At 59.9% G+C, this 14,274-nt stretch carries 13 protein-coding genes and 2 pseudogenes; 8 read left to right on the plus strand and 7 right to left on the minus strand.

What is annotated here, in order from left to right; translation table 11 throughout:
* Positions 1 to 27: 27 nt before the first annotated feature.
* The gene (locus ACVTFQ_RS25995; RefSeq protein WP_413397169.1) at positions 28 to 1,230 is read left to right on the plus strand and encodes a sensor histidine kinase; all 1,203 of its coding nucleotides are present in this window, start codon (positions 28 to 30) and stop codon (positions 1,228 to 1,230) included.
* Between the two features lie 231 nt (positions 1,231 to 1,461).
* Here ACVTFQ_RS25995 and ACVTFQ_RS26000 read toward each other — a convergent pair whose 3' ends face one another.
* Entirely contained in the window at positions 1,462 to 1,767 is a 306-nt protein-coding gene (locus ACVTFQ_RS26000) for an ArsR/SmtB family transcription factor (protein ID WP_112436053.1), read from the minus strand.
* 301 nt (positions 1,768 to 2,068) lie between these two features.
* Between ACVTFQ_RS26000 and ACVTFQ_RS26005 the strand changes: the two genes are divergently transcribed.
* Positions 2,069 to 2,608: a PAS domain-containing protein gene (locus ACVTFQ_RS26005; protein ID WP_470424204.1), complete on the plus strand. Its 540-nt coding sequence runs from the start codon at positions 2,069 to 2,071 to the stop codon at positions 2,606 to 2,608.
* On the opposite strand, the pseudogene ACVTFQ_RS26010 reads toward ACVTFQ_RS26005, so the two are convergent.
* Positions 2,495 to 2,803: pseudogene (locus ACVTFQ_RS26010) on the minus strand (ester cyclase); the annotation flags it as partial. The gene ACVTFQ_RS26005 and the pseudogene ACVTFQ_RS26010 overlap by 114 nt on opposite strands.
* A gap of 450 nt (positions 2,804 to 3,253) precedes the next feature.
* Here ACVTFQ_RS26010 and ACVTFQ_RS26015 point away from each other — a divergent pair.
* The 3 genes from ACVTFQ_RS26015 to ACVTFQ_RS26025 are packed head-to-tail and all read left to right on the plus strand — an operon-like array spanning position 3,254 to position 8,718.
* Positions 3,254 to 4,006, plus strand: a complete 753-nt coding sequence (locus ACVTFQ_RS26015; protein WP_111563919.1) for an ImuA family protein — start codon at positions 3,254 to 3,256, stop codon at positions 4,004 to 4,006.
* Positions 3,927 to 5,438 (plus strand): Y-family DNA polymerase, encoded by a 1,512-nt coding sequence (locus ACVTFQ_RS26020; RefSeq protein WP_470424205.1) that lies wholly within the window; start codon positions 3,927 to 3,929, stop codon positions 5,436 to 5,438. Before ACVTFQ_RS26015 ends, ACVTFQ_RS26020 begins: the two co-directional genes overlap by 80 nt.
* A gap of 16 nt (positions 5,439 to 5,454) precedes the next feature.
* Positions 5,455 to 8,718, plus strand: a complete 3,264-nt coding sequence (locus tag ACVTFQ_RS26025; RefSeq protein WP_470424206.1) for an error-prone DNA polymerase — start codon at positions 5,455 to 5,457, stop codon at positions 8,716 to 8,718.
* 292 nt (positions 8,719 to 9,010) lie between these two features.
* On the opposite strand, the gene ACVTFQ_RS26030 is transcribed toward ACVTFQ_RS26025, so the two are convergent.
* From ACVTFQ_RS26030 to ACVTFQ_RS26050, 5 genes and pseudogenes are all read right to left on the minus strand, one after another.
* On the minus strand, positions 9,011 to 9,640 hold the full coding sequence (locus ACVTFQ_RS26030) for a hypothetical protein (RefSeq protein WP_112436051.1): 630 nt from the start codon (positions 9,638 to 9,640) through the stop codon (positions 9,011 to 9,013).
* A 52-nt stretch (positions 9,641 to 9,692) separates the two neighbouring features.
* Complete coding sequence (locus ACVTFQ_RS26035; RefSeq protein ID WP_470424605.1) at positions 9,693 to 10,085, minus strand: DUF2177 family protein; 393 nt, start codon at positions 10,083 to 10,085, stop codon at positions 9,693 to 9,695.
* Between the two features lie 18 nt (positions 10,086 to 10,103).
* Positions 10,104 to 10,235, minus strand: a pseudogene (locus tag ACVTFQ_RS26040) (PIN domain-containing protein); the annotation flags it as partial.
* The gene (locus ACVTFQ_RS26045; protein ID WP_470424207.1) at positions 10,187 to 10,399 is read right to left on the minus strand and encodes a hypothetical protein; all 213 of its coding nucleotides are present in this window, start codon (positions 10,397 to 10,399) and stop codon (positions 10,187 to 10,189) included. The pseudogene ACVTFQ_RS26040 and the gene ACVTFQ_RS26045, both read right to left, overlap by 49 nt.
* Positions 10,389 to 10,835, minus strand: coding sequence for a MerR family transcriptional regulator (locus ACVTFQ_RS26050; protein WP_111563922.1), 447 nt, complete (start codon positions 10,833 to 10,835; stop codon positions 10,389 to 10,391). Before ACVTFQ_RS26050 ends, ACVTFQ_RS26045 begins: the two co-directional genes overlap by 11 nt.
* A 442-nt stretch (positions 10,836 to 11,277) precedes the next feature.
* On the opposite strand from ACVTFQ_RS26050, the gene ACVTFQ_RS26055 reads away from it, so the two are divergent.
* The 3 genes from ACVTFQ_RS26055 to ACVTFQ_RS26065 all read left to right on the plus strand — a co-directional run bounded on the left by ACVTFQ_RS26055 (position 11,278) and on the right by ACVTFQ_RS26065 (position 14,104).
* Positions 11,278 to 12,522, plus strand: coding sequence for a DUF2252 family protein (locus tag ACVTFQ_RS26055; RefSeq protein ID WP_470424208.1), 1,245 nt, complete (start codon positions 11,278 to 11,280; stop codon positions 12,520 to 12,522).
* Between the two features lie 438 nt (positions 12,523 to 12,960).
* The gene (locus ACVTFQ_RS26060; RefSeq protein ID WP_470424209.1) at positions 12,961 to 13,248 is read left to right on the plus strand and encodes a hypothetical protein; all 288 of its coding nucleotides are present in this window, start codon (positions 12,961 to 12,963) and stop codon (positions 13,246 to 13,248) included.
* A 412-nt stretch (positions 13,249 to 13,660) separates the two neighbouring features.
* A complete protein-coding gene (locus ACVTFQ_RS26065) occupies positions 13,661 to 14,104 on the plus strand; it encodes a hypothetical protein (RefSeq protein ID WP_470424210.1) in 444 nt (147 codons plus the stop codon).
* Positions 14,105 to 14,274 lie beyond the last annotated feature (170 nt).

Here is a 14,274-nt window from a genome sequence, read left to right on the forward strand (position 1 = left end):
ACAAAAACTCCACACTCGATCAGGCCAATGAAAGCTATCGACATTTTCGAGCCAGTTAGCCGGGTCGATGACCTGATCATCACCCAGCGACTGGCTACCGAGACAGGTCGTCCAAGCGACTTCGAGGGGGAGGCGAGAGTTCTTTCTGAGCTCGCTGAGCTACTGAATAAATCTCCGCGCGTCGTTCTGCAGAAGCTTTCGGATGCGATCTTGGAATTATGTCGGGCAAAATCGTCTGGAATAACGCTTCTCGAAACGAGCGAAGATGGCGACGTTCTGCGTTGGATCGCGACCTCCGGCGGGTTTGCGCCGATGGTCGGCGGAACGATGCCGGTCGCGGCGAGCCCTTGTGGCACGGTGATCGATCGCGATCAGGCGTTGATGATGAGCGAGCCCGGCCGATTTTATCCCGCGGCCCGAGACTTGAGGCCTTACATAAACGAGATCATCCTTGCGCCTTTCTATGTCAGCGGCCGCCCCATCGGCACGGTGTGGGGGATTTTGCACGAGGACGGCGATAAGTTCGATGCAGAGGACATGCGGCTCCTGAGGAGCCTGTCGAGGTTCGCGGGGGCGGCCTACACGCTTGCAGACGCTCTCAAGCAGTCTCACGATCGCGAAAGCGCCCTTGAGGACAAGAACGCTCAGCGGGTGGTGCTCGCTCGAGAGCTTACGCATCGGATGAAAAACCTACTCTCCATCGTTCAGGCCATCACCGCGCAAAGTCTGCGAAACGCGCGCTCTGTAGAGGAAGCCCAAGAAGCCGTCATGGGACGTATATCGGCACTTGGTCGGGCCCAGGACATTCTCACCCAATCCGATTGGGTTGATACCGAGATCGATCAAGTCATCTCTTCGATACTTGACCTCCACGATAGCAGGTCAGGTCGGTTTGACGTGCGCGGTGATCGATCCGTGGTCCTCTCGGATCAGCAGGGCCTGGGGCTGGCTCTGGCACTTCATGAACTTGCCACGAATGCGATCAAGTACGGAGCACTTTCAAATGAGGCCGGACGAGTAACCATAACGTGGCGGGCCTCCGCTGGCGGAGAGTTTTCGCTCGATTGGGTAGAGCACGGCGGACCGCCGGTGGTTGCGCCGACGCGTACCGGATTTGGATCGCGACTTATCGAAAAGATGGTGGCCCCGCACTTTCAAGGGAATGCATCGCTTCATTATCCTCCCGAGGGTGCACGATTTCAGTTGAGCGGCCGATTGGGGAACGAATAGCAGCTTTGGCCCCTTGGAGATTGGGCATCTGGATAGCAACTGAAGGTGCGGGATGGCGTCAGCCGAGCGATATCGATCGGGCCGCTTAAATCCAGATACGAAGTAGCGCTCAAACCCATAAGGGTTTGTGTCAAGCGGCTGTCGACGGGCATCCAAGGCCGCCATGTGGAAGCGTTTGCCCCCAAAGCCGGACTACCGCCGAGAAACGCCTCGTATAAAGTGTAAGTTTCTTCAGCTAGCGATCAGTGACCGGACTTCAATGGTCTCGTCGAACAAGTCGCTTAGCATGTCCAATACGGCATAAACCCTGTCGGACTTCACAGAATAATAAACTGCCTGAGCATCACGCCGTGTGGACACCAGGTCCATTGCTCGAAGTTTGGCCAAGTGCTGGGAGAGAGCAGACTGGCTCAGGCCAACAGTCTCGGCGAGCTTGCCGACGCCCATCTCTCCATCTCGTAATGTCGTCAAAACTTGTAAACGGCTTGCGTTCGCCATGACGTTCAGCAAGTCGGCCTTTTCGGTGAAGTAAGTCATTGGGGTTCCTTGTAGGAAAGCCGGACTCAGGTCGCTAATAAAACGTTTCCGAATATTCCTGATTCGGTCAACCGGTGACATCAAAACTCGGTTACCGAGTGGTTTCCTTAATCGCTTGGGTCGCGGAATTGTCACTCTTTTCCGGTCGGCCCAACTTATCCAATGATCGGAGCTCGTTCGTTTAGCCAAACTGCACAAGGCGCTCGTACGGACAGCGTCCAAGCACCCCAAATTCCCCACGGGCCACGACCTTTTCGACCGAGCTATTTGGAAACGAAGTGCCCGATTCAGGTTTTTTTACGTGGACCTTCCCGAGAACGTATTGTACGCCGACAACGCCCTGGCAACGCTTTTTGGCGTCGACCCTGCCGAAGCCGAGCAGGGCCTTCCAATCGAGGTTTATCTCGCGAGGGTGCATCCTCAGGACGCGCCGATCCTGGCAAAGGCGATCAGTGACAGCATCATAGCACATCGGCCGCAACAGCAGTCGTACCGGGTCTGTAATTCCGAAGGCGTCTATGTGACGGTGATGTGCTTTGGTAGGGGTTTTCGTGATGCGAATGCGAGCCCGTACGATACGTCGGAATTGTGGTACCCGCCGACAGCGAAGATGATCATTGAGTGGCGACCAGGTTCATGTCCTGGACTTGAGGCGGCTTCCACCTGTATGGCGCGCGAGCCCATAATTGGAAAGCTGCTTCTCGATTTCGATCTTGTCGATCTTGTCGATCACCGACCATACTTCCACGATTTTCGCGTTGGCAAATTTGTAGATCACTTGTTCCGTAAACGAAATCTCTCGCCCGTTCACGGGGAGCCCGACAAAGCTGCCGATCGGTGAAGCTCGAAATTCCAGACGCGCCATCGGTAACGGCGGCTCGCACACGATCTTCGTTGCTTGGGAGTGGAGGTCGGGGACGGTTTTGAAGTCATCGAGCAGCATGTTTCGGTAGCCGGCGAGGCCGAAAGGGCGCTCGTTATGCCGAACATTCTCATCTACAAACTGTCCAAGCTCGTCCCATGCTTGCCGGTTAATTCAAGGTGGATTGCTCAATCGCCAAAGCCGACTTTTCACCACGAGATAACGGCCATCGGGGTGTGAGGGTAGTGTAGGGTCGCGGTGACGGCATCCTGTCGGCTCGCTGTTTTCAATATGTAACTAGAGCGTACGCACATGCTGGCCAGCGCGATGAAGGCCCGGAAGGACTGCTAAACCTTGTCGCCGCGCTTGAGCCAGCTACATTTAGAAGTCGAGCCCAACCTTTAACCCACTTAAAAATATTTTCAACCAGGTCACCGCCTTAGCCGCGTTCGCTACCAAATTGATTCGTTTCGCTAAATTTTCGAATCTCTAATCCACGCCGTAAGATTCCGGTTTCCAAGGCATCTTGACGCCGTCATCGATACGGAACAGAAAGAGAACAACCGAGTTTTCACGGCATGATGTCGTACCTGTCCACCGCGACTTCCAGAGGATTCGTGACCGATGTCGGCTGCCCGCGAGCTAGCCATCGCTGAACTGCGCGAACGCATCTCCTCGATCGAGGGCGGCGTAGCAAAGAAGGCTGGCTGTCTGCCATTTGGTGTCCCGGAGATCGATGCCGTACTCCCGGGCGGCGGCCTGGCATACGGGGCACTGCATGAATTCGCCGGTGGTGGGTCAGGCACCGTCGACGGTGCGGCGGCCGCTCTCTTCGCCGCAGGTGTTGCCGCAAGGACGAAGGGCAAGATCGTCTGGTGCCTGACAAGGCCCGACCTTTTCATGCCAGCGCTAGCGCAGGCAGGCCTCCATCCCGACCGGGTCATCTTCGTCGAGGCCGGCAGGGAGGAGGACGTCCTCGCCAGCATGGAGGAGGCTCTCAGCTACGGTCGCCTCGGCGCGGTCGTCGGCGAGCTCGTCCGCCTGCCAATGGTGTCGTCGCGAAGACTGCAGCTCGCCGCGGAGAAGTCCGGGACACTCGGGATCGTGGTGCGGCGTTGGCGACGGCAGACTGAAGCGAACGACTTCGGACAGCCGACGGCGTCGGTGACGAGGTGGAGGGTGAGCGCGCTGCCATCGGACCCGCTGCCCGTGCCGGGTGTGGGGCGAGCGAAGTGGCTTTTGGAATTGATGAGATCGCGTGCCGGCGAGTGTGCTGAGTTTGAAGTTGGAGCCTGTGATGACAAGGGTCGTCTCGATATTTCTTCCCGATCTTTCGACCGACAGGGTACGGCGGGGCGATCCCTCTATTCAGCCTGAGCAGGCGATCGCCGTTATCGCGAGGTCGGGCTCGAAGCGCTGGGTCGCCGCCGCCGACGCTGCCGCACGCAAGGCTGGATTGCGCGTCGGCATGCCTGCAGCGAAGGCGCAGGCCCTGTTCCAGGGGTTGATGATGGTCGATGCCGACCCGGCCGCCGACGCAGCCGCCCTCGAGCGTATCGCGCTCTGGGCGCTCGGCATCTATTCCCCGATCGTCGCGGTCGATGGCACGGATGGGCTGGTTCTCGACACCGAAGGCGCGGACCACCTCCAAGGTGGCGAGGAGCCGATGCTGACGGGTGTCGCCAATCGCTTCCGCGCGACCGGGCTGACCGCCCGCGTGGCGATTGCCGACACCTGGGGCGCGGCCCATGCTTGCGCTCGCGCGATCACCCGAGAGACTGTGATCGTTCCCCGTGGCGAGATCGTTCGCGCCGTCGAAAAGCTTCCGCTATCTCTTCTTCGGCTTCCCCCAAAGGTCGTCGATGACCTTCGGGTTCTTGGTTTCAAATTCATCGGCGAGCTTGCCAACACTCCACGCGCCCCACTTGCGCTTCGCTTCGGGCCTGAACTTGGCAGACGCATCGACCAGATGTATGGGCGCACTTCGGAGCCGATCGAGCCCATCCGATCACCCGAATGGATCGAGGTGACCCGCCAATTCGCGGAGCCGATCGGCGCTGCCGAGACAATCAACAGGTACGTCGGGCGACTTGTCGTGGAACTGGTGGGCGAACTCCAGCGCAAGGGATTGGGCGTCCGTCGCACCGACCTCATCGTCGAGAAGGCCGACGGGACGCGCCAGGCGATCCGCGCCGGAACAGCCAAGCCAGCGCGCGACGTGTCGTGGCTCACAAAGCTCTTCAAGGACCGCACGGAGAAGATCGAGCCGGGCTTCGGAATCGAACGGCTGACGCTCGTCGCCGTCATGTCGGAAACGCTCGAGGAGGAACAGCGCTCGTCGTCGCTCGTCGATGATGACGACGATGACGTCACGCCGCTGATCGACATCCTCGGCAACCGCGGCAACAGGGTCTATCGGTTAGCTCCTGTCGCGTCCGACGTTCCCGAACGAAGCTTCCATCGCATCGCCGCGGCCGCGGAAGCCGTCAACGAGACTTGGGTCCACGATTGGAAGCGGCCCGTGCGACTGCTGGACCGCCCGGACGCTGTCGAGGTCATGGCTTTGATGCCCGACCATCCTCCGGCTTGGTTCTCATGGCGTGGCAAGCGTCGTCGCGTGAGGTGCGCCGACGGCCCCGAGCGCGTATTCGGCGAATGGTGGGTCCGCACCTCCGAGGCCGATGCTGTTCGCGACTACTTCGTCGTTGAGGACGACGCTGGCGGGCGCTTCTGGCTCTACCGCTCAGGCGACGGGGTCGATGCGGGCACGGGCTCGCACAAGTGGTTCATCCACGGAATCTTCGCGTGAAGGGCAGGGACGTGTCATGAGGTACGCGGAACTCCAGGTAACCACGCATTTCTCGTTTCTTCGGGGAGCATCGTCGGCCGACGAGCTGTTCACGACGGCGAAGGAACTGGGCATTGACGCAGTCGGCGTTGTTGACCGCAACTCCCTGGCGGGGATCGTCCGGGCGCTGGAAGCCTCCCGCGCCATCGGCGTCCGCCTTGTCGTTGGATGCCGCCTCGACCTGACGGACGGGATGTCACTGCTTGTCTACCCGACAGACCGGGCCGCGTATTCGCGGCTGACTCGCCTTCTGACGCTCGGGAAATCGCGCGGCGGGAAGGGCAACTGCATCCTGAGCTTGGACGATGTCGCGCTCTACGCCGAAGGACTTCTCGCTGTTCTCGTACCCGACCTTCCGGACGAGAGATGCGCAGTCCAGCTTCGCAAGGTCGCCGACCTCTTCCGTGACCGAGCCTACCTTGCGCTCTCCCTCCGGCGTCGCCCAAACGACCAGATGCGGTTACATGAGCTGAGCAATATGGCGACGAAGCACCGGGTCCGCACCGTCGTCACTAACGACGTCCTTTTCCACGAGCCCTCGAGACGCCAGCTCCAGGACGTCGTCACCTGCATCCGGGAGCACACGACCATTGACGACGTCGGTTTCAAGCGCGAGCGCCATGCCGACCGATATCTCAAGCCTCCCGAAGAAATGGCGCGCCTGTTCCCGAGATATAGGGAAGCCCTGGCGAGGACGATGGAAATCGTCGACCGCTGCAAGTTCTCGCTCGAAGAGCTGACCTACCAGTATCCCGAGGAGGCGATCGTTCCCGGCATGACCGCGCAGGAATCCCTCGAACACTATGTGTGGGAATGCGCACCTAATCGCTATCCGGAGGGCTTGCCGCCTGAAGTCTTGAAAACGGTCCGGCACGAGCTCGATCTCATCAAGACGATGAGGTATGCGCCGTATTTCCTGACGGTCTTCTCGATCGTGCGCTACGCGCGTTCGCAGGGAATTCTTTGCCAGGGCAGGGGATCGGCTGCCAATAGCGCGGTCTGCTATATCCTGGGCGTGACGTCCATCGATCCGTCCACGAACGACCTCCTGTTCGAGCGCTTTGTCAGCCAGGAGCGCGATGAGCCGCCGGACATCGACGTCGACTTCGAACACGAGCGCCGTGAAGAAGTCATCCAGTGGATTTACAAGACCTACACGCATCAGAAGGCAGCTCTCTGCGCCACCGTTACCCGCTACCGTGCCAAGGGCGCGATCCGAGACGTCGGCAAAGCTCTCGGCCTGCCTGAGGACGTCATCAAAGCGTTGTCGTCGGGCATGTGGTCGTGGTCGGAGGAAGTCAGCGACAGGAACGTCAAGGAGCTCAACCTCAACCCGAACGACCGTCGCCTGGTCCTGACATTACAGCTCGCCCAGCAGCTCATGGGCGCGCCCCGCCATCTCGGGCAGCATCCGGGCGGCTTCGTGCTGACCCATGACCGCCTGGACGATCTCGTTCCCATAGAGCCGGCGTCAATGAAGGATCGACAGATCGTGGAGTGGGACAAAGATGACATAGAGGCGCTCAAGTTCATGAAGGTCGACATTTTGGCCTTGGGCATGTTGACCTGCATGGCGAAGTCCTTCGATCTAATCCGAGAGCACAAGGACGACGACCTCGATCTTACGAATATCCGCCAGGAAGACGCGGCGACCTATGCGATGATCCGGAAGGCTGACACCCTTGGTACGTTCCAGATCGAGTCTCGCGCGCAGATGGCGATGCTTCCCCGTCTGAAGCCAAGGACCTTTTATGACTTGGTCGTCCAGGTCGCGATCGTGCGGCCGGGACCGATCCAGGGCGACATGGTCCATCCCTATCTCCGCCGCCGCGAGGGCAAGGAGAAGGTAGACTATCCGACACCCGAGCTTGAGGCCGTCCTCGGCAAGACGCTCGGCGTCCCGCTGTTTCAGGAGTCCGCGATGAGGGTCGCCATGGTTTGTGCTGGCTTCACAGGCGGGGAGGCGGACCAGCTGCGCAAAAGTATGGCGACGTTTAAGTTCACGGGCGGGGTGTCACGGTTCAAGGACAAGCTCGTCGGCGGCATGGTGAAGAACGGCTACTCCGCTGAATTCGCGGAGAAGACCTTCTCTCAGCTGGAGGGCTTCGGCAGCTACGGATTTCCGGAGAGCCATGCCGCGTCTTTTGCCTTGATCGCCTATGCCAGCAACTTCATTAAGTGCCATCACCCCGACGTCTTCTGCGCGGCCTTGCTGAATAGCCAGCCGATGGGGTTCTACGCGCCCGCGCAGATCGTGAGCGATGCCGCCAAGCATGGCGTGGAAATCCGTCCGGTCTGCGTCAACAATTCCAGGTGGGACTGCACGCTCGAGCGCATCGGTAATACGGACCGCCACGCGGTTCGTCTTGGAATGCGGATGGTGAAGGGCCTCGCCGTCGCCGACGTCGCCCGGATCGTGGCCGCGCGCATGAACAAGGATTTCGAAACCGTCGACGATATGTGGCGGCGGTCTAATGTTCCGACCGAGGCGCTTGTTCAGCTTGCCGAGGCAGACGCGTTCCTGCCGTCGCTCAAGCTCCAGCGACGCGACGCGCTCTGGGCGATCAAGGCACTCCGCGACAAGCCGCTTCCCCTTTTCGCGGCCGCCGCCGAGCGCGAAGCGGCCGTCATTCCCGAACAGCAGGAGCCGGAAGTCGAACTTCGACAAATGACCGAAGGGCACAATGTGGTCGAGGACTATGGCCATGTTGGGCTGACGCTTCGTGAGCACCCGATCGCCTTCCTGCGAAAAGACCTCGAGAGGCGAAACATCGTCACCTGCGCGGACGCCATGAACGCGCGTGACAAACGGTGGGTATGCACCGCCGGGCTAGTGCTCGTCCGGCAGAAGCCAGGCAGCGCCAAGGGCGTCATGTTCATCACGATCGAGGACGAAACGGGGCCCGCCAACGTGGTCGTGTGGCCCTCGCTGTTCGAAAAGCGCCGTCGCGTCGTGCTTGGCGCGTCGATGATGGCGATCCACGGCAAAATCCAGCGTGAGGGTGACGTCGTGCACTTGGTCGCCCAGCAGCTCTTCGATCTCAGCGGAGACCTGTCAGGACTTGCGGATCGCGAGATCGACGTGAAGATACCGACAGGCAGGGGAGACGAGTTCGCTCATGGATCGCCGGGAAGTCCTGACTCGAGGGATCGCCCAAGGCCTGTCCCGCAGGTGCGGGATATCTTTGTGCGGGACTTGCACATCGACACCCTCAAGGTGAAAGCAAGGAACTTCCATTGACGGGCGGGATGGCATGGCACTGGCCTTATCGCTCAAGGGAAATCCACTAGCTTGCTCAAGTCTCGGTTTCAAAGAGGATGCGCAAGCAGGGTTCTCGCAAAAAAACTGCTTGTTGCATTGGCGATGATTGCCGCCGGCGTCATGGCATTTTTCCTACTCCTCTATCTGACCGGGCACGACCCGGACGAAGTCCATTGACGCTGACCGAATGGGTCATTGGCGGGATTTCGATCGGGCCAGGCTTCGGCTATCTCATCAGATGGCGGCGCGAAAGGGAGAGCCGGCGTCGCGCTCAGCGAAGCAGGCCGTCGATGTCGAATTCGTCCCAACCTCGTAGCTGCGATGCCGCGTCATCTGGCTCCTCTCGCTTTGCTTCCTTTGTCTTGGCACGCGTCTTGAGGGACCTCTTCAACTTCGCCTCGTAAGCCTTCTTCTGACGTTTCTCAGCTTTGGCTTCGGCATCTTCAACGCGCCACTCATCGACAACACCTCGGTCGAGCAAGTCTTCAACAACCTTAGGATCGAAGACGTGGAACGTGATCTGCCGAGCGCGTCCGTTCAATCGGACGGTTCGGGTTCCCGCGCTTGGAAGTCGGCCGTCCGCCAGCCATCGGTGCCTTTCGGTCGGCTTGATCGTTAGAATGTCCTGGATTTCGCGTGGGATTACCGGAAGTGTCTCGGCCTCGGCTACTGTACTCGAGATGATCGACGAGGCGGCGTGGAAAGCGGCCTTCTCGCTGGCCGACAACGCCAATGTTAGCTCAACGCCATCCAATGAGATGGACTTCTTCGAAGCAGCGGGGAGACGAGCCTGAATTTCCTGGAGTATACCCTTGGCGCGCACCGCGGACCCTAAAGTCGCGGACGCTGGCAGCGTCCACCCCCGGATGAGTTCGACGTCGTTCTTCTCTTTTTTGCGCATCCCGAATAGATGGTGTAGGTCTCGTATATCGTCAATGCGGCGTTCAGTTCTGCTAGGCCATGCCACGGGCGACGGCATACCCGCAGGCGCTTGCAACGCTCGTTAGAACGGTCCCCCAGATCATGTCGACAATGCTGAGGCTAGCGGGCCATCCCTTCAACGTCGAAAGGTTGGTCATGTCGTAGGTGCCGTACGCGGCAAGCCCAAGGACGGCACCGTATCCGACCGCGCCCCACACAGAACCTGCCGGCCGCACCGCCAGTACCACGATAGCGATCGTAAACAAGACGTAGAAGGCTGCCGCGATAACGAGGTTGGGAGAGGGAAGCATGAGGTCGCCGAGCTGCTGGCGATAGAAATTCTTGGCCACCAGGCCCAGCCACACCGCATCTATGAGGAGGAAAGAACGTTGAAGCGCGTCGACGAAAGCCTCAACCGATGGGATCGTCTTGCGCAGATTATGCCTCGCACTTTTGACACTGGAGATGAGCGCTTCCGGAAACGCCGCATGCAGATCGGTGAGGAAATCATCAGGCGACTTGCTGGTTACACCATGGGCGAGAAGGTCTCTCGCGGGAAAGTCCCCAGGTTCCAGGTGACGATAACGGCGGCGAGATTGCGCATCCACTCATCATGTATATCGTCGGTCCAGCGCGCCCCGACGAGACCGTCGAAGGCGCACTGGATCAGAATGTTGCGGAAGTGGAAGGGGTAGAGGACGCAGGCATCGTAGACCGCGACGGCCGGATTAGGGGCCATGGGTCTCGATCAGGTCCTCTGTGTCCTCGGCAAGTGCTTCCATTGCCGTCTTTCGTTTGTCGAGCTTCGACTTCAACGCGAGCACATCCTTCAGGAGGGCGCGACGGTGTTTGCCGACGTAACGGAATGGCAGGTCGCCCCGGTCCATGCGCAAGACGACGAGCGGACGAGAGATGCCGAGAATGGCTGAAGCTTCACTCGGGCTCAGTTCCTGGTCCTCAGCCAGTACGGCAACCCGCTCCCCGCGCAGCATGTGCCTCAGGAGGGCCTCGACGGCTGCGGCGGCCGAGGGCGGGATCGGGAGCGTGCGCTCCTTGCCGCCTGCATCACGAACATGGAGTTCCAGCCTGTCTCCGGCAACCAACTTTGGCAAGGACGTCGCTGTTTTTTGGTCGCGATCTGACAGCCTAGCGAACTGAACAATCTGGCTGGCCATGATGATTTCTCCTTGGCCGCAAATACAGCGAAAGAGACCTGTAACTGCAATAACTGAAAGTTGCGGATTGATACACCAAGCTTGAGGCTGCGGTTGGTCCTGAAGGTCTTACGACCCGGATCACCCGCCCGGCGGGTCTTTCGGCTTTCAAGACGCCCCGCATCAGGTCAGGCGCTCCATCGACATTTTAAGTGCTCTGGTCGGGTGGCGGAACAATCCGGCGAGCCATGGATTTACACGCCATGCCGTCCGACCGTCCGCGCTCAGCGGATTGCCTCTCCGGGTTTGTCGGACGGCATCGCGATCGCATTGGAGTTTTGCTGGCTATCTTGTCCCTCGAGTGGCGCCCGCCACTTTAACCCGCAATGGACGTGCTTCCGATTTTCCCGCAACACTCTTGTCCCCCCCCCTCCAGCCACGCTCCACGGATCCACGGGCTCCCATGAAAACGAATGTTCTCCCCGAAGATCGCCTGCGCATACTACTTGCACATAAGAACCGGAAAATGGCGGCTTCGGCCCACGCCTACGTTCGGGGGAGCACCAAGCGGTTTTACGAATGGCTTGATCGAGCCGATCGGGTCGAGCTTCCGTCCGGGCCACGGCTATGGATCTGCGGCGACTGCCATGTCGGCAATCTCGGCCCCGTGGGGAGCGGAAGTGGAGGGCTCGCCATTCAGATACGCGATCTCGACCAGACGGTGGTTGGAAATCCGGCACACGATCTGGTGCGGCTCGGCCTATCCCTGGCAATGGCCGCGCGTTCCTCCGATCTTCCGGGCGTTGTCACGGCGTTGATGATCGAAAGAATGGTCGAGGGCTACGCCTCCGCGTTCCGGCCGGACGCCTTACCAGAAGCCGATGTCGCGAATATTCCGAAGACCGTCGAGCACGCCCTGCGCGCGGCGGCGCGTCGGTCGTGGAGGCATCTGGCTGACGAAAGGATCGAAGGCGAGGCCGTCCTGCCCCTCGGATCTCGCTTCTGGCCACTATCCGAGGAGGAGCGACGAGAGATCGACAGCTTTTTTGGGCGGGACGATGTTCGTGAACTGGTGACAATCCTACGGCACGGGAAAGATCTTGAGCGGGTCAAGGTCAAGGATGCGGCGTACTGGCGCAAGGGCTGCAGTTCGCTGGGGCGTCTGCGCATGGCGGTCCTTCTCCAGGTCGGTAGGGGCGATGACCGCCGCTATTGTCTAATGGACATCAAGGAAGCGACTTCCGCCGCCGCGCCACATGATCCAGACGCGCCGATGCCCGAGGATCCCGCCGCGCGAGTACGACAGGGAGCAACCGCGCTGTCGCCATATCTAGGATCGAGAATGGTCGTGGGTCATCTTCTCGACCGCCCAGTCTTCGTGCGCGAACTGCTGCCACAGGATCTTAAGCTTGAGATCGAGGAGCTGTCCCGGGACGAAGCCGTGGCCGTGGCGGGTTTTCTCGCGCGCGTTGTCGGCACGGCGCATGCCCGCCAGCTCAACGCCGTGGATCGCGGCCGCTGGCTCGCTGAACTGGAAAGACAGCATGATGTCCCGATCGAGGCGCCGTCCTGGCTTTGGAACGCGGTGGTTGATCTGGTTGCCATCCACGAGGCCGCGTACCTCGAACATTGCCGACGTTTCGCGCTGAGGGCCTCGCGCGGCCGGTCGGATGCGGTCGACGAAGAAGAACCTGATGGTGCGTCTTAAACCGTTGAGATGCCGCATCAATGAACAAGCGGTCGGGCAATTTGGCGGGCGCGGCCTCCACATTGATCTTGATTTACGTCGGAATCGGCGGGGACACATGTGAACGCGCATCCTCCGCTCCGGTTCATTGAGGACGACGTCCGAGGGCATACGAGGATACGGCACCGGTCGCGTTTCCTCTACCCCCTGGTCCAATGACTTCCACTGCCTGCCCGGAACCGATTGTACCCATGCGAGTTTCAACGTGATGGAAACGGGGAAAAAGATGGCAACCACATCAAGAGGCCGCGCGCGGGATCGTGCTCTCATTGCCCCGGGCCGGGACCACCACATCAAATTTCAGGCCAAGAAGGAACGCGTCCCCGCGGGGGCAGCCAAATATGTCCCCAAAGAGGCGCGCAATACGCGCGAGAACGTCGGGGCCAAACTCGAATGCAAATGAAAGCCATTTCAGACTTCAGCAGACTTCCCCCACTCGAACGGCGCGCTGTCCTGGAAGGATTGGCGGTTACGCTGGCGGATACCGCTGAATTGGCGGCGTCCGAAGGCGAAGACGCGCTCGAGATGGTCATGCGTTCGGTCGGAGTGGCGCTGCGGGAGGCCGCGGACGATCTAGCCGGTACCAACGTTGCTTTCGCCGAGGATGTGGCGATTCGTGCAATGAGCCTGATCATGACGTTCCATGCCCGCCACCCTCATTTGTCATTAGAGCCGACCTTGCACTAGGGATCTTTCGAGCCACCGGCTCTCGATCCCTCGATCCAGAGTCGAACTTGCAGACAAGCTCGTCCAAGCCGTCGCTGGCAAGCGAACCTCACGTAGTCGACGCCATTGCGCGACTGTACGATCGCGCGGAATATCCTCTCCAAAGACGTTCGATCCTTGGACCCGCCACCCTCCTGGAGATGCAGCCAAGCTATTCACGCGTTCACCCGCGATCCCAGTGGCGTTCACACTCAGGACTTTCATGCGGTTTTCATGCATTCGCGGCGGAAGTACGTCGAATATCGCGACTTTACGATAACTTACCTGTCGGCGTTCATGCAGGCTGGCGTGGAGCGAGGCCTCTGACGCGCCCGCTTTGCCTTTTCGCGCTTTGCTAGGTATCGTCAAGCGACAACCTCTCCGCGCCGATTCCATGACTATCCTTTTCAAGACCACAATCTCCGAAAGCGCTGCATTCGAGTTGATCGAGCAGGCGATTACGCCAGGCCGTCCGTGTGACGGCTACTTCAACGCCGTGAGTGACGCCGGAGAGACAACATTGGTCTGGTCGCCCTCGAAGAGTGCGGAGGAGTTTTTAGCCGAGGTAAGGGAAATGCTGCGCCTCACATGGGACGTCGCCCGCTTCTGGATCATATACGAACGACGCGACAACGGCCGCGATCCGGCACCGACAGAGGTGCGCAATGCCGCCTTCCGTCTGACCCGTGGCTTCACCGGTGTCATTGTCGCCTCACTGAGCATCCTGGGAAAGCGCGATACCGACCATGATCTGGAGTTGGTCTTTGTCTGCTTCGCCGACGACTTCCAGCGTCGACACTTCCGTCTCCGATATGAAGGCAAGGCGATCTCGGCCTGACCAAGCTGGCAAATCAGGGAGGAGTGGAGTTAAAGGGAATTCTCAATAAGGGGATTCGGACTACCAGGACGAGGCGGCGTTCCGTTGCTCTTTTCGAAGCAGTATCGGTCGTTTGCCGCGCGACGATCAACGTGGAATTCGAGCGACAATCAGGATGGGACTTTGCGGGT

The organism is Rhizobium sp. O111, assembly GCF_055616315.1.